Genomic DNA, 18,898 nt, shown 5'->3' on the forward strand with positions numbered 1-18,898 from the left:
CCGGGTCAGCCGCACCGCCCGCGGATGAGCACGCTGCACGCGATGCTCGTCCTGGGGATGCTGGAGGCCTTCGGGCCGCTGTCGATGGACCTGTATCTGCCGCAGCTGCCCCAGCTGGCGGCATCCCTCGGCACCACCGAGGCGCTCGGCCAGGCGACGATGTCGGCGTGCATGATCGGTCTCGGACTCGGGCAGCTGATCGCGGGCCCGCTCAGCGATCGCTTCGGCCGACGCCTGCCGCTGATGGTCGGGGTCGCGGCGTTCGCCGTGCTCTCCGCGGTGTGTGCGACGGCCCCGACCATCGAGCTCCTGCTGCTCGCCCGGTTCCTCCAGGGACTCGCCGGATCGGCCGGGATCGTGATCTGCCTCGCGATCGCCCGCGATCAATTCGACGGCGTCGAGCTCTCGCGGATGCTGTCGCTGCTGTTCCTCGTCTCCGGCACCGCGCCCATCATCGCGCCGGTCGTCGGCGGCCAGCTCGCCCGCATCATGGACTGGCGCGGGATCTTCTGGGTGCTCGGCGCCGTCGGGGTCGTCCTGCTGCTCGTCGTCGTCTTCGCGCTGCCCGAGACCCTGCCCGTGGGGGAACGTCACGGCGGCGGTCTGCAGGCGCTGCGCGGACACGCGGGCGCCGTCATGAGCGACAGACTCTTCACCTCGGTGCTGATCGCTGCGGCGGGTGGCGGCGTCGCCTTCTTCACCTACCTGTCGATGTCGTCGTTCGTCCTGCAGGACGAGTTCGGCCTGACGCCGCAGACATTCAGCCTCGCCTTCGCGGGCGGCGCCCTGGCCAGCATCGCGGGAAGTCAGGCGAGCCGCCTCGTCGTGCGCCGCTGGGGCCCGCTGAACATCTATCTCGGCGGGATCACCGCGACCCTGATCGCGACGACGACCTTCCTCGTGCTGGCTCTGAGCGGCACGGGGGTCTCCGGTGTCGTCGCGGCGCTCGTCGGCTTCATGCTGTGCTCGGGGATCGGCGGCCCCAACGGGCAGACGCTCGCGCTCGCGCATCATCGCGCCAGAGCGGGCACGGCATCCGCTCTGCTCGGCATGGCGACGTTCCTGTTCGGACCGGTGGTCGCGCCTCTCGCCGCAGGAGTCGGCGGCACGAACGCCGTGACCATGGCCGTGACGATGACCGTCGCTGCGGCGGTCGCAGCGATCGCCGCCTGGGCGTTCGTCCGCCCCGCCGCCCGCAGCTGATCGGAAGCCGCGCCTGATCAGAAGTCGGCGCCGAACGCCCCGTCCGCCTTCAGGAGCTGCCCCGAGATCCATCGACCCTCGTCCGAGACGAGGAACTCCACCACCGCGGCCACATCGGCCGGACGCCCGAGGCGCCCGAGCGGGGTCATCTCGCGCAGCTGCGTGCGCGTGGCGTCATCCATCCACCCGGTGTCGATCGGGCCGGGGTTCAGGACATTCGCCGAGATGCCGCGCGGGCCGAGCTCGCGCGCCGCGGAGATCACGAGCCGGTCGAGCGCACCCTTCGACGCGCCGTACGGCAGGTTCCCGGTGACGTGGTCGCTCGTGAGCGCCACGATCGCACCGCCCGCGTCGCCGATCTGGCGGGCGAAAGCCGCGATGAGCAGCAGGCTCGCCCGCGCGTTGACAGCGACGTGCAGGTCGAAGCTCTCGGCGGTCGTGTCGAGGATGCCGGATTCGACGTCGTGCGCGTGGCTCAGGATCAGTGCGGAGATGGTGCCGTGCGTGGCGGTGACCTCGGCGATCAAGGCGTCGGGGCCGTCCGCCGTCGAGAGATCCGCCGTGTGGTCGGCGTCGTGCAGATCGCTGGTGGCGACCGTCCAACCCGCGGCACGCAGGCGAGGGATGATTCCGGCGGCGATGCTGTTCGCGCGCGCGGCTCCGGTGATCAGGGCGACAGGCATCCGGCCACGCTACCGGACGACATCGGCGGTCAGAACCCGAGGCACATCACGGCGACACCCGCCGCCATGGCCCAGGCCTCCGTCGTGAGCAGGCGCGCGGTGCGGCCGTGGTGCACCGGCTCGAGCACCCATTCCGCGACGACCGTCCACAGCACGACGCTGATGACCCCGACCACCACGAGCACCGAGAGGAGACCCGTCACGCCCTGGCCATGCCCATGGCCGTGCCCCGCCACGGCGGCGGCCTGCCCGGTCGATGCGCTCTCGAAGGAGCAGATCGCCATCACCAGCGAGACGAGCGCACGGTGGCAGCACGTCGCGGCGGCCGGGGTTCCGCGGACTCCCATGGTCCCGAGCATCGCCGAGAGCAGCAGCACCGCCCCGAGGATCAGACCGACGACCGGACTTCCGTCGCCCGCCGCCACCAGCAGCATCACCGCCGCCATCACGAGAGCCGACTGCTTGCCCTGCCAGGGGACGGATCGCCACGCGGCCACGCAGGCGACGGCCGAGACGATCGCCGCCGCGGCCATCAGCCACGGCGCCGCCGGCAGGAGATGCTCCACCCGCGAAGTATATTGATCGGACGCTCAACATAGCTACACCCACCGCGAATACGACAGGATGTGAACGTGCCCCGCATCGTCGATCACGATGAGCGCCGCCGGCAGATCGCCGAGGCGCTGCTGACCGTCGCCGCCCGCGAGGGCCACGAGAACGTGTCGTCGCGCGCGGTCGCCAAGGAGCTCGGGGTGGCGACCGGATCGCTCTGGCACTACTTCGACGGGTTCGACGACGTCGTGCGTGCCGCCGCCGCCGAGGTCACCCGTCGCACCGACACGCGGATCGCCGACGCCACCGCGGGCCTTCGCGGCCTCCCCCGACTGCACGCGCTCATGCGCGAGGTCCTTCCGATCGACGAGCGCACGCGCACCGAGGCCCACGTGGTCGTCGGATTCTGGGGCCGCATCGCCACCCTCGAATCGACGCCGGATGCCGGGGCGCCCACCCTCGCGACCTGGCAGGACAGCATCCGCTCCTCCCTCGAAGAGGCGGTCGCCGACGGCGCGCTCCGCGCCGAGACCCCGCAGGATGCCGTGATGGCGCTGCTGCGCTCGATCACCTACGGGCAGCAGGTGGTCGAGGTCACCGAGCCCCAGCCGGCCTCGGCGCACCTGGCCGTGCTCGAGGGCATCCTGGCCCCCTGGCGCGCCTGAGCCGCACGGCTGCAGCCCGGGTCTTGTGACGCCGGGCGTTCCGTCGTACGATCGTGCCAACCCGTTTATTGAGCGTTTGCTCGAAAATAGTGAGGTCGACGATGTCCCACCACCCGCAGCCCGTCTCCATCGAGAAGATCGCCGTCCCGCATCCGCTCGATCCGCTCACCGGCGCCGAGATCGCCGCCGCCCGCGCCGTACTCGACGCCGCCGGGCTCATGACCGAGACCACGCGCGTGCCGATGCTGCTCCCCGACGAGCCGACCAAGCAGGAGCGCGCCGCGTGGCGCCCCGGCTCTCCGATCGACCGCCGCGCCGACGTCACCCTGCTCGACATCGCCACGGGGGTCGCCACCGAGGTCATCGTCTCCCTCACCCGCGGCGAGGTCGTCCGCGCCGAGCGGGTGCCCAACGACGCGCCGCCCTACGGCCAGCCGCAGTACCTCTTCGAGGAGTACGAGCGCGCCGAGACGATCGCGAAGGCCTCCCCCGAGTGGCAGGCCGCGATGACGCGCCGCGGCCTCGCGGACCACATGGCGCTGGCATTCTGCGGTCCGCTCGCCCCGGGATACACCGGCCGCGCCGACGAGGTCGGTCGCCGCGTCATCCGCTCCCTCACGTTCCTGAAGCACGACGAGGCCGACTCCCCGTGGGCGCACCCCGTCGAAGGCCTCATCGTGCACATCGATCTCACGACGAACAGCGTCATCCGGGTCGAGGACCACGGCGATGTGCCGGTGCCGGCCGGTCACGGCAACTACTACCCCGAGGCGCAGGGCGCCGCGCGCACGACGCTCAAGCCCATCGAGATCACGCAGCCCGAGGGGCCGAGCTTCACGGTCACCGGCTCGCTCGTCGAGTGGGAGGGCTGGTCGATGCGCGTGGACTTCAACGCGCGCGAGGGCCTCGTGCTGCACGACGTCTCGTTCGGCGGGCGCTCGGTGCTGAGCAGGGCGAGCGTGCCCGAGATGGTCGTGCCCTACGGCGACACCGCACCAGGACGCTTCTGGATCAGCTACTTCGACGCCGGCGAATACCTGCTCGGCAAGAACGCCAACCACCTGGAGCTCGGCTGCGACTGCCTCGGCGTCATCCGGTACGTCGACGGCTACGTCGCCGACGATCACGGCAACCCCGTGCGCATCCCGAACGTGATCTGCATGCACGAGGAGGACTACGGCATCCTCTGGAAGCACACCGACCTGTCGGGCCGTTCCGACGTGCGCCGGTCGCGCCGCTTCGTGGTGTCGTACTTCTCGACGATCGGCAACTACGACTACGGCTTCTACTGGCACTTCTACCTGGACGGCTCGATCGAGGTCGTCGCCAAGGCCACCGGGATCGTCTTCGCCGCCGCGGGCGAGCCCGGAGTCCGCCAGAAGCACGCGACCGAACTCGCCCCCGGCGTCTTCGCACCCGTGCACCAGCACCTGTTCTGCGCGCGGCTCGACGTCGCGATCGACGGGGAGGACAACCGGCTCGTCGAGATCGACGCCCAGCGCGTGCCGATGGGTCCGGACAACCCCTTCGGCAACGCGTTCACGTGGTCGGAGACGCTCCTCGCCACGGAGCACGCGGCGCAGCGCGAGGCGGACACGTCGGTCGCGCGCGTCTGGGAGGTGCAGAGCGCCACGCAGACGAACCGCGTCGGACGACCGACCGCCTACCACCTCATCCCCGAGCCGACCGCGTTGCTCATGGCCGACCCGGCGTCGTCGGTCGCCGCACGTGCCGCGTTCGCCACCAAGCATCTCTGGGCGACGCGGCATGAGCCGGGTCAGATCTGGCCGGCCGGCCGCTACCCGAATGCGCATCAGGGCGGGGCGGGACTGCCGGAGTACTCGGCAGGAGATCGCTCGATCGACGGCGAGGACATCGTGCTGTGGCACACGTTCGGGCTCACGCACTTCCCCCGCCCGGAGGACTGGCCCATCATGCCCGTCGACTACGCAGGCTTCTGGTTCAAGCCGAACGGCTTCCTCGACCAGAACCCCGCGATGGACGTGCCGGAGTCATCCCAGGCACACGCCGCACCGGGAGCCGGCGGATGCTGCGGCGGAGGCGCCGCCTGCAACTGCGGGCACTGACGCGACCGCAGCGTCAGGCGAGGGCGGCGATCGCGTCGCGGAGGATGCCGTCGGCGTCGACGAGAGCGGATGCCGCGGCCTCGGGCGACGCGTCGGCGGCGAGCATCAGCAGGGCGAGCTTCACCGAGCCGTCGGCGGCCCTGAGCGCGACGGAGGCCTCGTCGACGCCGACGCCCGCGAGCTGCGACACCGTGCGGATGGACCGGGCGTGGAGCTTCTCATTGGTGGCGAGCAGGTCGACCATCACGCCGCGATAGGTCTTGCCGAGCTTGATCATCGACAGGGTGGTGAGCATGTTCACCACGAGCTTCTGCGCGGTGCCGGACTTCAACCGCGTGGATCCGGAGATGAACTCGGGTCCGGTGACCACCTCGATCGCGATCTCGGCGGCTGCACCGATCGCGGACCCCGCATTCGAGGCGATCGCGACCGTCAGCGCGCCGAGACCCCGCGCATAGTCCAGCCCGCCCACGACATAGGGCGTCCGCCCCGAAGCCGAGATGCCGACGACCGTGTCGCTCGCGGAGAGGTCGAGGTCGCGCAGCGACGAGGCGGCCGCCTCGTCGTCGTCCTCCGCGTTCTCGACGGCGGATCGGATCGCGGTCTCGCCGCCGGCGATCAGGCCCACGACCATCGAGGGATCCGTGCCGAACGTGGGAGGGCACTCGCTCGCGTCGAGCACTCCGATGCGTCCTGCCGTGCCCGCACCGATGTAAATGAGCCGTCCGCCGCGGCGGAACCGCGCGGTGATCCCGTCGATCGCGGAGGCGATCTCGGTGGCGCGCTCGGCGACCGCGGCCGGGACGCGGCGGTCCTCGGCGTTCATCCGCCGGATGAGCTCGGCGGTGTCGAGCAGGTCGAGGTCGCCGCGCTCCGTGGTCGACGCCTCGGTGTCGAGGCTCTCGAGCACCGAGAGCAGGGCGGTCAGTCGGACGTCGTCATTCGGCACGGTGCACGAACCTTTCGTGGGGAAGATCGACCCGGCGCGCGAGGAGCAGCGCGCCGTCGAGAGCGGTGCCGGCAGCGGGCACGGTCTGTCGCCCTGCCGACTGCAGCGAGGCGACAAGGGCGGCATGGAACCAGGGATGCTGGGTGAGCCCGCCGTGGAGCGTCACCGCGAGCGTGCGGGAGGAGGCGGCGACCGCGGATGCGGTGAGCAGACGCACGGCCTCCTCGACGATCCCGCCGGCCACATGATCGCCCGCTGCCGCAGAGTCGAGCACCAGCGGGGCGAAGGTCGCGAGGCGACGCGCGAGCGGTTCGGGATCCGCCAGCCAGCCGATGATGTCGGATGCCGTGCCGATGCGCGTCTCGATCGCCGGGACGAGCACGGTGTCGGGTGAGAGGCCGACGGATGCGCGGAGCACCGCGCGCAGGGCCTCACGTCCGAGCCATGAGCCGCTCCCGAAGTCGCCGAGCTCGGGGCCCCATCCGTCGACGAGCCGGGCGCCGTCGGCGTCGATGCCGAGTGCGGCAGCACCGGTGCCGGCGATGAGGAGCACGCCCTCGCCGCCCTCGAGCGCACCGGCGTGGGCGGCGACGACGTCGGACGCGACGGCGACCCTGGCGTCCGTCGCCGCTGCCAGCGCGTCGGCGAGCTGCTGTGCTGCGCCGGGAGCGGCCCACGCGCCTGCGGCGCCGACACCGACGAGGTCGAGGGGTTCCCCGCCATCCGGCAGCAGGGGCAGGATGGCGGCGATCGCGGCAGTCACACCGTCTTCGGCGGCGAGACCCGGGGCGCCGAGACCTTCACGAACCACGTCGCCTGACGAGACGCGGCACCGGGACTTGCCGAGATCGACGGCGACGGCGGGACGCGGGGAACTCATGAAAATAGTCTACGCAGATCCCGCTATTCGTGGAACAATTGTTCATCCGGTCGTTTCCGAGCCAAGGAGTGGCATGAGCATCCAGACGACCATCGCGACGGCAGCCGAGACACTCCCGCCGTCGCTCGCCCGGATCGCCCGCGTCATCACCGACGATCCCACCACCGCCGTCGAGAGCACGATCTCCGAGCTCGCCGCTCTCTGCGACACCTCCGTCGCCTCGGTCGTGCGCTTCTGCCGTGTCATCGGGCTTCGCGGCTACGCCGCCCTGCGCATGTCGCTGGCCGCCGAGCTCGGACGCGAATCCGTGCAGTTCAACGCCCCCGCCGGGTTCGGCTCCGAGATCGCGACGGGTGACACGCTCCCGGATGCCGTCGGCAAGATCGCCGCGCTCGAGCTGCTCGCGATCGAGGAGACGATCGGGAATCTCGACTTCGACGTGCTCGCCGCCGCGGTGGAGGCGATCGACCAGGCCGACCGGATCCTGCTCTTCGGGGTCGGCGCCAGCCGCCTGGTCGCCGACGACCTCGGACACAAGCTCCTGCGGATCGGCCGCTCGGCGATCGTCCTGTCCGACGCGCACGAGGCGAGTGCCGCCGCCTCGCTCAGCGCGACCAAGGCGGTCGCGATCGGATTCTCGAACTCGGGGTCCACCAGGGAGACGGTGCGATTCCTGCAGGCCGCGCGCGGAGCCGGCACGACCACGATCGGGGTCACGAGCGTCGTCGACTCCCCTCTCGTGCGCGAGTCGGACCATGCCCTGTTCAGCCATGCGCGCGAACCCCGCTTCCGGGCGGGGGCGATGGTCAGCCGGATCGCTCAGCTCGCACTCGTCGACTGCCTCTTCGTCGGCGTCGCCCAGCGCCGCCATGCCCACACCGTGCACGCGCTCCAGCGGACGGCCGACGCGGCCAGGGCGCTTCGCGACGACTGAAGCCGGAGCCGTCAGTGCGCCGGCGCGTCCTCCGACGTCAGAGCGGGGGCGGGGACGCGTGGCGATCCCGCCGAGCTCGCCGTGCGCAGGAACACGATGATCCAGCTGAAGATCAGCACGGCCGCGATGAGCTCCACCGCCGTGAGGTTGTAGTAGCCGATCGCGAAGAACACGGCCAGCAGCAGGATGACCAGCACGTACACCCAGCCGAACACGACGAAGACCCGAGGGATGCTGCGCAGGAACCACGGCAGTCCGACCACGACGACCGCGAACACCACCGTCATGCCGGTCGCCACGGTGTTGTGCACCAGGAAGAACTCGTCGACGGGGAAGACGCCGACGCAGGCGAGGAAGACGCCCAGCAGGATCAGGCCGCCGCGCACGATGAATCGGCCACGGCGGTCGATCGGGTCCGACGCCGGCAGGCCGGCCGTCGCGTAGCGCGAGATCGTCGTCACCATGACACCCGCGATGATGAGCGTGACGTTGAAGGCGAGCGAGGCGCTGTTGGTGCTCATCCCGAGCGCAGAGAGGTTGTCGCGCCACCAGTGCGGGTCGCTCGACGCGAGCATGCTGGCGAAGGCGCCCACGACGAGGAACACCGCCAGCACGAGCGACAGCACCGTCGGCGTGAGCGCGACGGCGCTGAGGAACGAGACGTACCCGGTGAGCGCGAACGCCACAGCGACCAGCACCGCGCCGGGGAACGCGAACACCGGGGCATCGGTGAAGCTGCGCTCGAGCAGTTCGGCGATCCCGATCCAGCCGAGGTAGGCGATCGCCGCGTGGGCGAAGGCGATCGCGACGAGGTCATACCAGCGCAGCCGGTCGCCCGGCACGCTGAACCCGTCGCGGAGTCCCTCGGCGTCCGGCTCTACCGGGCGCACTGCCAGACGCCCCACCACGAAGGCGATGACCGCCGTGACCGCGCCGCCGACAGCTGCGAAGACGCCGATCGATCCGGCTCCGCTGATCGCCAGCTCGCGGCCCCAGAAGACCGGCAGCCCGATCGCGAAGCCGAGAACCAGGAACGCGGCCCCCACGATGAGCGCCGTCGCCTCGAAGACGGCATCCGACCTGTCCGCTCCCCGCACCTGTCGCAGGACGCGCAGGATCGTGTCTCCGAGAGCTTTCATCGTCCGTCCTCCGGTCACATCCTAGAAGCAGTGCTGTGCAGCCGTCGCCGGTGATAGCATCACGGAACGGATCGTATACAACGTCGTCGTTCCACCATCCCGAGGTGATCAGTCATGAACGGTGCACTCGCTGCCCCCGTCGCCCCCGCCGAGTCGGTGTCGTCGCTCATCGCGCGCAACATCAGCGAATTCCGTGCGGCCGTCTCGCAGTCCTTCGTCCCGCTGCAGGTGTCGAGCAGCGGCCCCGATCACTTCCGCGGCGTCATCCGCGGAGCGTCCGTCGACGAGGTCCATGTGACGGAGGTGCGTGCGACGTCGCACGTGGTCGAGCGCACACCCGAGCTGATCGCCCGCGCCGACCGCTCGTACTTCAAGGTGAGCCTGATGCTCGCCGGCACGGGCCTGCTCATCCAGGACGACCGCGAGGCCGTGCTGCACCCCGGCGACCTCGCCGTCTACGACACGGATCGTCCGTACTCCCTCGTCTTCGACCAGGACTTCCGCACCATGGTCGTGATGTTCCCGAAGCACCTGATCAGCCTGCCGTCCGACATGATCGGCCAGCTCACCGCCGTGCGGATCTCCGGCCAGGAGGGACTCGGCGGCATGGTCGTGCCGTACCTGACACAGCTCGCCGGGAACCTCGATCAGCTCGCAGGCACCACGGGCGCCCGCCTCGCGCACAGCGCTCTCGACCTCGTGACGACGGTGTTCACGCGCGAGCTCGGACTCGACGAGGTCTCCGCCGATCCGCATCGTGCTCTGGTTCAGCGCATCCGCTCCTACATCGACCGCAACCTGGCGTCGACCGACCTCGGACCCGCGACGATCGCCGCGGCGCACTTCATCTCCACCCGTCATCTGCACGGGTTGTTCCAGGAGCAGGGCGTCACCGTCTCGACCTGGATCCGCACGCGACGCCTCGAGCAATGCCGACGCGACCTGCTGGACCCGATGCTGGCCGACCGCCCCGTCGCCGCGATCGCGGCGCGCTGGGGCTTCGTGGATGCCGCGCACTTCAGCCGCGCTTTCAAGGCGGCGTTCCGGGTCTCCCCCAGCGAGTACCGCGCCGCGCACTGACGCTGCTGATCGCGCGACCTTGCCCGGGAGGGCACGCCGGTTGACTCTCGGCGCGCGATGGCGCTCCCGCTCTTGAGCGGATGCCGCGCCGCGGCCGAGCATGAGGCAAGCGCACCGCGATGACGCGGCGCCCGGGGCCTCGATGCTCCGCCACGTGCGATGTCAGGACCTCCATGACCGACACCTCCCTCGATCCTGCGCTCGACGAGTGGCGCACCTACGACGAGTTCGCTGCGGGGATCGACACCTTCCGACTTCCGAACGTGTCCTTGGCCGGCACCGCGCTCGCCCTCAGCCTCGACGACGGCTCCACGCTGTCTCTGCGCTTCGACTCGGTCGCCGTCGCCTGGACCGGATTCGAGGCCTCCGGCACCGATCCCTACGACGCGGTGGCCGTACGCGACGACGTCGTCTTCGTGAACATCCCGCTGGAGAGCCGCGAGCGCGAGGCGATCACGGTCGTCTTCTCCCGCACGACGCATCGCGCGACCGTCATCCGCTCCCGCATCGCCGCCGAGGCCGTGGAGGGCACTCCGCAGGTGGGGCAGGACTTCTGGGCTGCGACGACCGACGCCGGCGAGGCGACCGGCGAGGTGCCCGGCCCGAGCCGCGACCTCATCGGCAAGCGCAACGTCTACCGCTACAGCCCCGAGCACCTCTACGAGCACGTCTACATCTCGAGTCAGCGCTACGCGTGGCAGTGCCTGGAAGGCGTGCAGCGCGGCCACGGCGACATGGATCTCTCGACGGTGTGGAAGTTCGCCGACGGCCTGTACCTCTTCTGCTTCCGCGAGTTCCGGATCGCCGTCGCCAGCGTCTGGCTGCACGACCTCGGCTACCAGCTGATGACCACGGGCATCTTCCTCGGGCTCAACGGCGAGGGCCGTGCCGAGCACTCCCGCGGCGGTGGCCACATCTACCCGCTCGGGTCCGTCGCCTATCCCGACGCCCAGCCGGTCTGACCGCGTTCGACAGGCTCACGGCCCAGGAAACGAATCGAGGAGAGCGCACATGAGCAACGCAGAGATCATCCGCAGCCACTACGCCGCCAGCGACCGCGGCGACCTCGACGGGATGCTGGCACCGCTGGCATCCGACGTCCGCTGGACCGAGGCCGCGGGCTTCCCCTACGCCGGCACCTACGTCGGACCGGATGCTGTCGCCGCGAATGTCTTCGCGCGCCTCCAGGAGGACTGGGACGACTACACCGTCGCGATCGACGAGGTGATCGACGGCGGAGACGTCGTCGTCGGCATCGGCACGTACTCCGGCACCAACAGGGCCACCGGGCGCTTCTTCGCCGCTCGCGTCGCACACGTCTGGCGTCTGAAGGATGCCGAGGTCGTCGCCTTCGAGCAGTTCACCGACACCGAGATGGTGAACCGCGCGCTGCGCGACCCTTCGACGGGCTCAGGGACCCGAGCCTGAGCCACAGCACGACCCGAACACACGAGAGGCAGGAAGCACATGAACAGACGAGCATCCGGCACCGCGGCGCTCCTCGCCGTGGCAGCCCTCACCCTGGCCGGCTGCGCCGGCGCGGACGGCGGAGGCGGCGGAGGTGAAGGCGCCCCGATCGTCGTCGGCTCCGTCAACACGATCAGCGGTCCGGCGACCTTCCCCGAGGCGTCGCAGGCGGCAGCGGCCGTCTTCGACGCGTTCAACGAGGCCGGGGGGCTCGACGGTCGCACGATCGAGTACAAGACCCTCGACGACAAGGGCGACCCCGCGACAGCCACGGCATCCGCTCGCGAACTGGTGGGCAGCGACGGCGCCGTCGCGCTCGTCGGCTCGGCCAGCCTGATCGAATGCGAGATCAACGCGAAGTACTACGAGCAGGAAGGCATCCTCTCGATGCCCGGCATCGGCGTCGACACCGGCTGCTTCGCCAGCGACAACATCTCGCCGGCGAACGTGGGGCCGTTCAACGACATGACCCTCACGCTGCAGTACGGCTCCGAGGTGCTCGGCCTGGACGACATCTGCATCCTGCTCGAGATCGCGGGCTCCACGCGCCCGACCTACCAGGCCGCGATCGACAAGTGGACCGAGATCACCGGCAAGGAGCCGAAGTACGTCGACGACACCGTGCCCTACGGCGCCTCCGACTACACGCCGTACATCGTCAAGGCGCGGGACCAGGGCTGCAAGGCTCTGGCGATCAACCCGGTCGAGCCCGACGCGATCGGCCAGGTCAAGGCCGCCAACGCGCAGGGCTGGGACGACGTGACCTGGCTCTATCTGACGAGCGTCTACAGCGAGAACTTCGCCGATGCGATCGACAACGCCGGCGCCGGGATCTACGTGCCGGCCGAGTTCTACCCGTTCACGGACGACAACGAGATCAACGCCGATTGGCGGGAGCTGATGGAGGCGAACGACATCCCGCTCACCTCGTTCAGCCAGGGCGGGTATCTCGCCGCGACGTACTTCATCGAAGTGCTCAAGGGCATCGACGGCGACATCACGCGGGAGAGCGTCTCCGAGGCGCTCAAGGCCATGGACCCGATCGAGAACCCGATGGTGGGCACGCCGTACGCCTTCGGCACGCAGAACACCGCGGGGTGGCCGATCATCCTGAAGTCGGGCACGAACGCCTGGGAGCAGGTCGCTGACGACTGGCTCCGCATCGGCGAGTAGGCCGCTCCTCTCGGCGCTTCGACAGGCTCAGCGACCCAGTGCTGAGTCCAGCGACCCAGGGACTTGGGTCCAACGACCCAGGGACTTGGGTCCCTGAGCCTGTCGAAGGGCCATCCCCCTCAGATCAGAAAGGACGCCTCATGCTGCAAGGCGCGATCGCCGGCCTCGCCGCCGGCGGGCTCTACGCCGTTCTCGGCGTGTGCCTGACGCTCATGTCACGCCTCGTCCGCGTGGTGAACTTCGCTCAGGCCGCGACCGGGATGTTCGGCGCGTTCACCGCTGTGTGGTTCGTCCGCGAGATCGGACTGCCCATCTGGCTCGGGTCGGTGCTCGGGGTGCTGGTCGCCGGCCTTCTCGCCGCGGCGATCGGCTTCATCGCCGCGACCTGGCTCTCCGAGGCTTCCACGACGACACGCTCCGCGATGACCGTCGGCCCACTGCTCCTGCTGATCTCGATGTCGTTCATCCTGTTCGGCAACAAGCCCCAGCCGTTCACGCCCATCATCGCGGGCCCCGCCTTCTCGTTCGGCGGCGTGGTGATCAGCCAGGTCACCGTCGCGACCGTGGCGATGGCGATCATCACCGCGATCGTGGTGCGGATCGTGCTGCGCCGCACCAGGGTCGGCACGCAGCTGCGGGCCCTCTCGGAGCGCCCGACCACGGCCGAGCTGCTCGGCATCCGCTCGCGTCCGCTGTCGATCGCGGTGTGGTTCGTGACCGGCGTCATCAGCGCGATCGCGATCATCGTCGTCGCCCCGTCGCAGTCGAACGACGCGACGAGCCTCGCGATGCTCATCGTCCCCGCAGCCGCTGCCGCCCTCCTCGGCGGGTTCCGGCGTCTCGACCTGGCGGTGATCGGCGGCGTCGTCCTCGGCGTGCTCGGCGGCCTGGTCGCCCAGATCGACGAGGTCGCGCTCGTGCGCAACTTCCTCCCGTTCCTGTTCATCGTCGTCCTTCTCCTCTGGACCCAGCGCAAGGAGGTGTGGGATGCCGCTCGCTGACCGTCCCTGGTTCCGGATCACCTGGCCGTTCGCGATCGCACTCGCCGGCATCGGCGCCGGCGCGATCCTGAGCGCAGCCCTGCCGGGCTACTTCGTGTTCCTCGCCATCAGCGCCGTGATCGCCGCCATCGCGATCCTCGGTCTCGGCATCGTGACCGGCTCCGCCGGCATGATCGCCCTGTGCCAGCTCACCTTCGCTGCCGTCGGCGCGTGGATCGTCTCGCTTCTGAACGTGATGCAGGCACCGGGCGGATTCATCGTCTGGCTCGTGCTCGGCGGCATCGCCGCAGGTCTCGTCGGCGTGCTGGTCGGGCTCCCCGCCCTCCGCCTCCGCGGCGTGAATCTCGCGGTCGTCACGCTCGGCTTCGCCGCGGCGGCCGACGTCACGCTCGTGCAGATCCAGTTCCCCGGCTCCGCCGACGGCACCGCGATCGAGCGCCCCACGATGTTCTCCAACGACCGGCAGTTCTTCTTCCTCTCGATCGTCGTGCTCGCACTCTGCGCGCTCGGGGTCTTCTTCCTGCAGCGCGGACGCTGGGGATCGAGCTGGAAGGCCGTCGCGTTCTCGGAGCGCGGCACCGCGGCCGCGGGCCAGAGCGTGCAGATCGCGAAGCTCACGGCCTTCGCGGTCTCGGCCGCGCTGGGCGGCGTCGCCGGAGGGCTGCTGGCCGGTCAGGTGCAGCTGCCGTTCGCCTCCAGCTTCACCCCGCTGCAGTCCCTCGCGCTCTACGTCCTGGCGATCATGTCGGGCGCGCACCTGATCGACATGGCCATCTTCGGCGGCATCCTGTGGGTGCTCGTCCCCGAGCTGCTCAAGCGTTGGGGAATCCCGCAGGATTGGGGCTTCGTGGTGTTCGGCGTGCTCGGCGTGCAGGCCCTCACGAGCGGCACCAACCTCGGCCAGGGGATCCGCAACCTGTTCTACCGGCGCGCCGACCGGCGTGCCGCGAACGCGGAGCTCACGGCGCTCCCTCCGGACGTCGGAGCGGATGCCGGGGCCATCACCACGACGACCACTGCCACGGTCGACGCGGCCGCGCTCGAGGGGGCACCCGTGCTGTCCGTCGATGGGCTGACCGTGCAGTTCGGCGCGCTGAAGGCGCTCGACGACGTGTCGGTCGTGGTGCCTGCCGCGTCGATCATGGGACTGATCGGCCCGAACGGTGCGGGGAAGTCGACGTTCGTCGATGCGATCAGCGGGTTCCTGCCGAAGCACGGCGGCCGCGTGCTCCTCGGGGATCGCGACCTCGCGGGCCTCTCCCCCACCCGGCGCGCACGGCTCGGGCTGCGCCGCACATTCCAGCAGGATCGCGTGCCGCCCGCGCTCACGATCGGGGCGTATGTGCGGTTCGTCGCACGGCGTCGGCTCGCGGCATCCGATATCGACGAGGTGCTGGAGTTCTTCGGATGCCCGCCGGCCCGCGCTCGCCTGTCGAGCGTCGACGTCGGAACGAGACGACTCGTCGAGGTCGCCGCGAACGTGGTGGCGCGCCCCCGGCTGCTGATCCTCGACGAACCGGCCGCCGGGCTCTCGCACGACGAGCACCTGGCGCTGGCCGCTCGACTGAGAGAGCTCCCGTCCCGCTACGGCATCGCGCTGATCATCATCGAGCACGACCTCGACCTCGTGCGCTCGGTCTGCCCGACTCTCACGGTGCTCGACTTCGGCCGGGTGCTCGCCAGCGGACCGCAGGCCGAGGTCCTCGCGAATCCCGACGTCGTGAAGGCGTACATGGGAGAGACGGAGCTGTTGAAGTGAGCGAACTCGTCCTGGACGCCGTGAGCGTCAGCCGCGGTGCGGGCGCCGTGATCTCCGACGTCTCGCTGCGGGTAGAGGGCGGCGAGGTGCTGGCCCTGGTCGGCCCCAACGGCGCCGGCAAGACCAGCCTGATCGAATCGATCTCGGGCGTGACCCCGCACTCCGCCGGCAGCATCACTCTCGACGGCGAGCCGATCGACAAGTTGTCGCGGGTCGCGCGCTCGCGGCGCGGCATCGTGCACATCGAGCAGGGCAGGGCCGTGTTCCCCTCGCTCACCGTGCGGGAGAACATCTCGCTCACCGCCCGCACCCCCGGGGAGCTGGATGCGGCGCTCGCGCAGTTCCCCGAGCTCGAGAAGCGCATCGACTCGCCGACCGCCCTGCTCTCGGGCGGCGAGCAGCAGATGGTCGTGCTCGCGCGCGCGTTCGCCGCAAAGCCCCGCGTTCTCCTCATCGACGAGATGTCGCTCGGGCTCGCGCCGGTCGTCTTCCTGCGGCTGATGCCGATCGTGAAGTCGATCGCCGACTCGGGCGTGGCCGTGCTGCTCGTCGAGCAGTTCACGCAGGTCGCCCTCGGTCTCGCACGCGAGGCCGTGGTCGTCGCGGGTGGCAGGGTGTCCTTCCAGGGCACGGCCGCGGAGCTCGGTGCCGACCCCGCCCTGCTGCATCGCGCCTACCTGGGCGGCTGACGGCGGCTGGCGCGCGCGTCAGTCGATGCTGTCGACCGCGCGCTCGCGCTCGCGGAAGGTGCCTTTGGCGATCAACCAGGCACCGGCGGGCAGCGCCAGCAGCGCCAGCCCGTGGGCGATCCATCCGAGCACGGAGTCCAGCTCCAGCGCCGCCGGCCAGGCATCCTGTCTGCGGAGCACTATCCACCCGAGGAAGGCTGCAACCAGCACCACCCCTGCAGCGATGAAGAAGACGCGCCCGCGGCGTGTCGGCGTGGTGTCCATGGAATCCCCCCGGTCCTCGAATGCCGTTCGCCAACCTAGCAGGTGACCGCCGTGCGCCAGCTAGCCTGAAGGGGTGACCGAGACCATCCACGCCCGCGCCGTCCTCCTCGACATGGACGGGACTCTCGTCGACTCGACGGCGGTGGTGGAACGGCTCTGGCTGGCCTGGGCGGAGCCGCACGGAATCGCCCCCGAGCACGTGCTCAGCGTCGTGCACGGCCGGCAGGGGCATCAGAGCATGTCGATCATGCTGCCGGAGCGCGATCACGCGATCAATCTCCGCGAGAACGACAAGATGCTCGCGACCGAGACGAACGACGTCGACGGGGTCATCGAGATCTCGGGAGCGAAGGCACTGCTCGAGGCACTCCTCCCCTATCCGCACGCGATCGTCACCTCGGCGAACGTCGCGCTGATGACGGCACGGATGCAGGCGGCCGGCCTCACCGTCCCCGCGATCGCCGTCACGGCCGAGAGCGTCTCGGCATCCAAGCCGGATCCCGAAGGCTTCCTGCTCGGCGCGAGTCTGCTCGGCATCGACCCCGCCGACTGCGTCGTGTTCGAGGACTCCGGTGCCGGCATCCAGGCCGGCCTCGCCGCGGGCATGCGGGTGCTCGGCGTCGGACAGCACGCCGCCTCGCACGGGCCGACCTACCGTGTCGACGACCTGACACGGGTCACGCTCGCCCCCACCACCGAGGGATTCGCACTCACGATCGGCTGAGCGCGCCGCTCCTACATCCCCGCGTGGTCGAACGCGATCGTCGGCACATCGACGACATGCGATCCGCCGTCGGCCACGATCACGGCGCCGGTGATGTACGACGACTCCCCCGAGCCGAGGAAGCGCACGACCGACGCGATCTCCGACGGCTGTGCGGGGCGACGCAGCGGCACGTCGGCGGTGACCGCGGCATAGGCCTCCTCCCGGGAGGAGAGATTCGCGTGGGTCGCGAACTCGTCCATCTCGTCGTCGGCCATCGGCGTCTGCACCCAGCCGGGGCAGATCGCGTTCACGCGCACCCCGTGCCTGCCGTAGTCGCGGGCGAGGGTGCGAGTCAGACCGATCAGCGCATGCTTGCCCACGGTGTACCCCGCGACCGATGGCCCGGCGAAGAGCCCGGCGAGCGACGACACGATCACGATCTGCCCCTTCGCCTCGATCAACGCGGGCAGCGACTCGCGCGCCATCGTGAACGCGGTCGTGAGATTGGCGCGGATCGCCGCCTCCCATCCGGCGTCGTCGGTCTCACCGACCGGCGAGAATCCGTGGCCCCCGGCATTCGCCACGAGCACGTCGATGCGTCCGAATCGCGCCAGCACCTCGGCGACCGCCGCCTTCGCCGAGGCCGTGTCGGCGGCATCCGCGACGACCGGCACGGCGCCGACGGCGCGTTCGACCTCCTGCAGCGGCTCCGGGCGGCGCCCGACGACCACGACGTGCGCGCCCTCGGCCGCATAGCGCTGGGCGATGGCGGCGCCGATGCCGGTGCCGCCTCCGGTGATGACGACGACGCGTCCGGAGACCGTCGATCCGAATGCGAGTCCCATGTCTGCTCCCTGTACTGATCTGGCGCGTGCGCGCGGTGGATTCGTGCTCGACGGTTCCGTCGTCACGCGGGGAACCCCGAACGGGCGGTGTACCCGAAGTCGCTGAGCAGGGTCGTCCCGTTGATCGCCCTGCTGCGCGGAGACGCCAGGTAGACGACGTGCGCGGCGACCTCCGCCGCGCTCTGCACCGGGAATCCCGGTGCGTCGAACGCGTCGGAACCGAGATCGCCTCGGCTCATCGGCGTGTCGACGATCGACGGCGCCACCGTGTTCACCCGGATGCGCGTGTCGGCGAGATCGACCGAGAGCGCCCGCGCGAACTGCACGAGCGCGGCTTTCGATGCCGCGTACGGCACCATCCCCGGCGAGGCGACGACGGCGGAGTCGCTCGCGAGCAGGACGACGGATGCCGCCGGTGCGGCGCGCAGAGCCGGGAGCGCGTGCTTGAGCACGAGGAACGCTCCGGTCACGTTCACCGCGAACACGGCTTCCCAGTCGGCGAGAGCGGTGTCCTCGATCGAGGTCCCGACCGGCCCGGAGATCCCGGCGCAGCAGACGACGGCATCGAGCCTTCCGAGCGCCGCGGCACCGGATTCCACCGCCGCACGCACCTCGTCCTCGTCCGTCACGTCGGCGACGAGGATCACAGCGTCACGGCATCCGCTCGCCGTCTCGCGGAGCGCGGATGCATCGCGATCCAGCAGAGCGACCCGCACGCCTTCCGCGGCGAGCGCGAGCGCCGTGGCACGCCCGATCCCGCTCGCCGCGCCCGTGACGAGGGCCGTCGTGCCCTGCAGCTGCAGATCCATCTCACCCTCCGGG

20 protein-coding genes are annotated in these 18,898 nt (G+C 70.3%); 12 read left to right on the forward strand and 8 right to left on the reverse strand.

Going from position 1 to position 18,898, the window contains the following annotated elements:
• The first annotated feature begins 24 nt into the window (after nucleotides 1-24).
• Complete coding sequence (locus ABS642_RS07705) at nucleotides 25-1,203, forward strand: multidrug effflux MFS transporter (protein WP_350352860.1); 1,179 nt, start codon at nucleotides 25-27, stop codon at nucleotides 1,201-1,203.
• Between the two features lie 17 nt (nucleotides 1,204-1,220).
• On the opposite strand, the gene ABS642_RS07710 is transcribed toward ABS642_RS07705, so the two are convergent.
• Nucleotides 1,221-1,886, reverse strand: a complete 666-nt coding sequence (locus ABS642_RS07710; RefSeq protein ID WP_350352861.1) for an SDR family oxidoreductase — start codon at nucleotides 1,884-1,886, stop codon at nucleotides 1,221-1,223.
• Nucleotides 1,887-1,915: 29 nt separating this feature from the next.
• Complete coding sequence (locus ABS642_RS07715; RefSeq protein WP_350352862.1) at nucleotides 1,916-2,452, reverse strand: hypothetical protein; 537 nt, start codon at nucleotides 2,450-2,452, stop codon at nucleotides 1,916-1,918.
• A gap of 66 nt (nucleotides 2,453-2,518) precedes the next feature.
• On the opposite strand from ABS642_RS07715, the gene ABS642_RS07720 reads away from it, so the two are divergent.
• Both ABS642_RS07720 and ABS642_RS07725 read left to right on the forward strand, forming a co-directional pair.
• Nucleotides 2,519-3,103, forward strand: a complete 585-nt coding sequence (locus ABS642_RS07720; protein WP_350352863.1) for a TetR/AcrR family transcriptional regulator — start codon at nucleotides 2,519-2,521, stop codon at nucleotides 3,101-3,103.
• A gap of 101 nt (nucleotides 3,104-3,204) precedes the next feature.
• Nucleotides 3,205-5,190 (forward strand): primary-amine oxidase, encoded by a 1,986-nt coding sequence (locus ABS642_RS07725; RefSeq protein WP_350352864.1) that lies wholly within the window; start codon nucleotides 3,205-3,207, stop codon nucleotides 5,188-5,190.
• A gap of 13 nt (nucleotides 5,191-5,203) precedes the next feature.
• Here ABS642_RS07725 and murQ read toward each other — a convergent pair whose 3' ends face one another.
• Together murQ and ABS642_RS07735 are read right to left on the reverse strand one after the other, a co-directional pair.
• Entirely contained in the window at nucleotides 5,204-6,139 is a 936-nt protein-coding gene (gene murQ, locus ABS642_RS07730; protein ID WP_350352865.1) for an N-acetylmuramic acid 6-phosphate etherase, read from the reverse strand.
• Entirely contained in the window at nucleotides 6,129-7,019 is an 891-nt protein-coding gene (locus ABS642_RS07735) for a BadF/BadG/BcrA/BcrD ATPase family protein (RefSeq protein WP_350352866.1), read from the reverse strand. The genes murQ and ABS642_RS07735 overlap by 11 nt, the downstream gene beginning before the upstream one ends.
• Before the next feature lie 73 nt (nucleotides 7,020-7,092).
• On the opposite strand from ABS642_RS07735, the gene ABS642_RS07740 reads away from it, so the two are divergent.
• Entirely contained in the window at nucleotides 7,093-7,953 is an 861-nt protein-coding gene (locus tag ABS642_RS07740) for a MurR/RpiR family transcriptional regulator (RefSeq protein ID WP_350352867.1), read from the forward strand.
• Nucleotides 7,954-7,964: 11 nt separating this feature from the next.
• Here the strand turns inward: ABS642_RS07740 and ABS642_RS07745 are convergent, their stop codons facing one another.
• A complete protein-coding gene (locus tag ABS642_RS07745; RefSeq protein ID WP_350352868.1) occupies nucleotides 7,965-9,092 on the reverse strand; it encodes a DUF998 domain-containing protein in 1,128 nt (375 codons plus the stop codon).
• Nucleotides 9,093-9,206: 114 nt separating this feature from the next.
• Between ABS642_RS07745 and ABS642_RS07750 the strand changes: the two genes are divergently transcribed.
• The 7 genes from ABS642_RS07750 (at nucleotide 9,207) to ABS642_RS07780 (ending at nucleotide 16,261) form a co-directional block, all read left to right on the forward strand.
• The gene (locus ABS642_RS07750) at nucleotides 9,207-10,172 is read left to right on the forward strand and encodes a helix-turn-helix domain-containing protein (protein ID WP_282214086.1); all 966 of its coding nucleotides are present in this window, start codon (nucleotides 9,207-9,209) and stop codon (nucleotides 10,170-10,172) included.
• Between the two features lie 173 nt (nucleotides 10,173-10,345).
• Nucleotides 10,346-11,134 (forward strand): MoaF C-terminal domain-containing protein, encoded by a 789-nt coding sequence (locus tag ABS642_RS07755; RefSeq protein WP_350352869.1) that lies wholly within the window; start codon nucleotides 10,346-10,348, stop codon nucleotides 11,132-11,134.
• A 49-nt stretch (nucleotides 11,135-11,183) separates the two neighbouring features.
• Nucleotides 11,184-11,600, forward strand: coding sequence for a nuclear transport factor 2 family protein (locus ABS642_RS07760; RefSeq protein WP_350352870.1), 417 nt, complete (start codon nucleotides 11,184-11,186; stop codon nucleotides 11,598-11,600).
• 39 nt (nucleotides 11,601-11,639) lie between these two features.
• Nucleotides 11,640-12,812: an ABC transporter substrate-binding protein gene (locus ABS642_RS07765; protein ID WP_350352871.1), complete on the forward strand. Its 1,173-nt coding sequence runs from the start codon at nucleotides 11,640-11,642 to the stop codon at nucleotides 12,810-12,812.
• 140 nt (nucleotides 12,813-12,952) lie between these two features.
• Complete coding sequence (locus ABS642_RS07770) at nucleotides 12,953-13,813, forward strand: branched-chain amino acid ABC transporter permease (RefSeq protein WP_282214090.1); 861 nt, start codon at nucleotides 12,953-12,955, stop codon at nucleotides 13,811-13,813.
• Nucleotides 13,800-15,572, forward strand: a complete 1,773-nt coding sequence (locus ABS642_RS07775; RefSeq protein WP_350352872.1) for an ATP-binding cassette domain-containing protein — start codon at nucleotides 13,800-13,802, stop codon at nucleotides 15,570-15,572. The genes ABS642_RS07770 and ABS642_RS07775 overlap by 14 nt, the downstream gene beginning before the upstream one ends.
• Entirely contained in the window at nucleotides 15,569-16,261 is a 693-nt protein-coding gene (locus ABS642_RS07780) for an ATP-binding cassette domain-containing protein (protein ID WP_282214092.1), read from the forward strand. Before ABS642_RS07775 ends, ABS642_RS07780 begins: the two co-directional genes overlap by 4 nt.
• Nucleotides 16,262-16,279: 18 nt before the next feature.
• Here ABS642_RS07780 and ABS642_RS07785 read toward each other — a convergent pair whose 3' ends face one another.
• Nucleotides 16,280-16,525 carry a hypothetical protein gene (locus ABS642_RS07785; protein WP_350352873.1) on the reverse strand — a complete coding sequence of 82 codons (246 nt, stop codon included), beginning with the start codon at nucleotides 16,523-16,525 and terminating at the stop codon, nucleotides 16,280-16,282.
• A gap of 73 nt (nucleotides 16,526-16,598) precedes the next feature.
• On the opposite strand from ABS642_RS07785, the gene ABS642_RS07790 reads away from it, so the two are divergent.
• A complete protein-coding gene (locus tag ABS642_RS07790) occupies nucleotides 16,599-17,249 on the forward strand; it encodes an HAD-IA family hydrolase (protein WP_350352874.1) in 651 nt (216 codons plus the stop codon).
• A gap of 11 nt (nucleotides 17,250-17,260) precedes the next feature.
• On the opposite strand, the gene ABS642_RS07795 is transcribed toward ABS642_RS07790, so the two are convergent.
• Both ABS642_RS07795 and ABS642_RS07800 read right to left on the reverse strand, forming a co-directional pair.
• Nucleotides 17,261-18,076: an SDR family oxidoreductase gene (locus ABS642_RS07795; RefSeq protein ID WP_350352875.1), complete on the reverse strand. Its 816-nt coding sequence runs from the start codon at nucleotides 18,074-18,076 to the stop codon at nucleotides 17,261-17,263.
• Nucleotides 18,077-18,138: 62 nt separating this feature from the next.
• The gene (locus tag ABS642_RS07800) at nucleotides 18,139-18,885 is read right to left on the reverse strand and encodes an SDR family oxidoreductase (protein ID WP_350352876.1); all 747 of its coding nucleotides are present in this window, start codon (nucleotides 18,883-18,885) and stop codon (nucleotides 18,139-18,141) included.
• Between the last annotated feature and the right edge of the window lie 13 nt (nucleotides 18,886-18,898).

It is taken from the genome of Microbacterium sp. A8/3-1, assembly GCF_040267695.1.
Lineage (GTDB): Bacteria > Actinomycetota > Actinomycetes > Actinomycetales > Microbacteriaceae > Microbacterium > Microbacterium luteolum.

Excerpts from the sequence above, each read along its gene's own strand:
- ABS642_RS07705 (WP_350352860.1), top strand. The coding sequence starts at position 25 with ATGAGCACGCTGCACGCGATGCTCGTCCTGGGGATGCTGGAGGCCTTC.
- ABS642_RS07710 (WP_350352861.1), bottom strand. The coding sequence starts at position 1,886 with ATGCCTGTCGCCCTGATCACCGGAGCCGCGCGCGCGAACAGCATCGCC.
- ABS642_RS07725 (WP_350352864.1), top strand. The coding sequence starts at position 3,205 with ATGTCCCACCACCCGCAGCCCGTCTCCATCGAGAAGATCGCCGTCCCG.
- ABS642_RS07735 (WP_350352866.1), bottom strand. The coding sequence starts at position 7,019 with ATGAGTTCCCCGCGTCCCGCCGTCGCCGTCGATCTCGGCAAGTCCCGG.
- ABS642_RS07740 (WP_350352867.1), top strand. The coding sequence starts at position 7,093 with ATGAGCATCCAGACGACCATCGCGACGGCAGCCGAGACACTCCCGCCG.
- ABS642_RS07745 (WP_350352868.1), bottom strand. The coding sequence starts at position 9,092 with ATGAAAGCTCTCGGAGACACGATCCTGCGCGTCCTGCGACAGGTGCGG.
- ABS642_RS07750 (WP_282214086.1), top strand. The coding sequence starts at position 9,207 with ATGAACGGTGCACTCGCTGCCCCCGTCGCCCCCGCCGAGTCGGTGTCG.
- ABS642_RS07755 (WP_350352869.1), top strand. The coding sequence starts at position 10,346 with ATGACCGACACCTCCCTCGATCCTGCGCTCGACGAGTGGCGCACCTAC.
- ABS642_RS07760 (WP_350352870.1), top strand. The coding sequence starts at position 11,184 with ATGAGCAACGCAGAGATCATCCGCAGCCACTACGCCGCCAGCGACCGC.
- ABS642_RS07765 (WP_350352871.1), top strand. The coding sequence starts at position 11,640 with ATGAACAGACGAGCATCCGGCACCGCGGCGCTCCTCGCCGTGGCAGCC.
- ABS642_RS07770 (WP_282214090.1), top strand. The coding sequence starts at position 12,953 with ATGCTGCAAGGCGCGATCGCCGGCCTCGCCGCCGGCGGGCTCTACGCC.
- ABS642_RS07775 (WP_350352872.1), top strand. The coding sequence starts at position 13,800 with ATGCCGCTCGCTGACCGTCCCTGGTTCCGGATCACCTGGCCGTTCGCG.
- ABS642_RS07785 (WP_350352873.1), bottom strand. The coding sequence starts at position 16,525 with ATGGACACCACGCCGACACGCCGCGGGCGCGTCTTCTTCATCGCTGCA.
- ABS642_RS07795 (WP_350352875.1), bottom strand. The coding sequence starts at position 18,076 with ATGGGACTCGCATTCGGATCGACGGTCTCCGGACGCGTCGTCGTCATC.
- ABS642_RS07800 (WP_350352876.1), bottom strand. The coding sequence starts at position 18,885 with ATGGATCTGCAGCTGCAGGGCACGACGGCCCTCGTCACGGGCGCGGCG.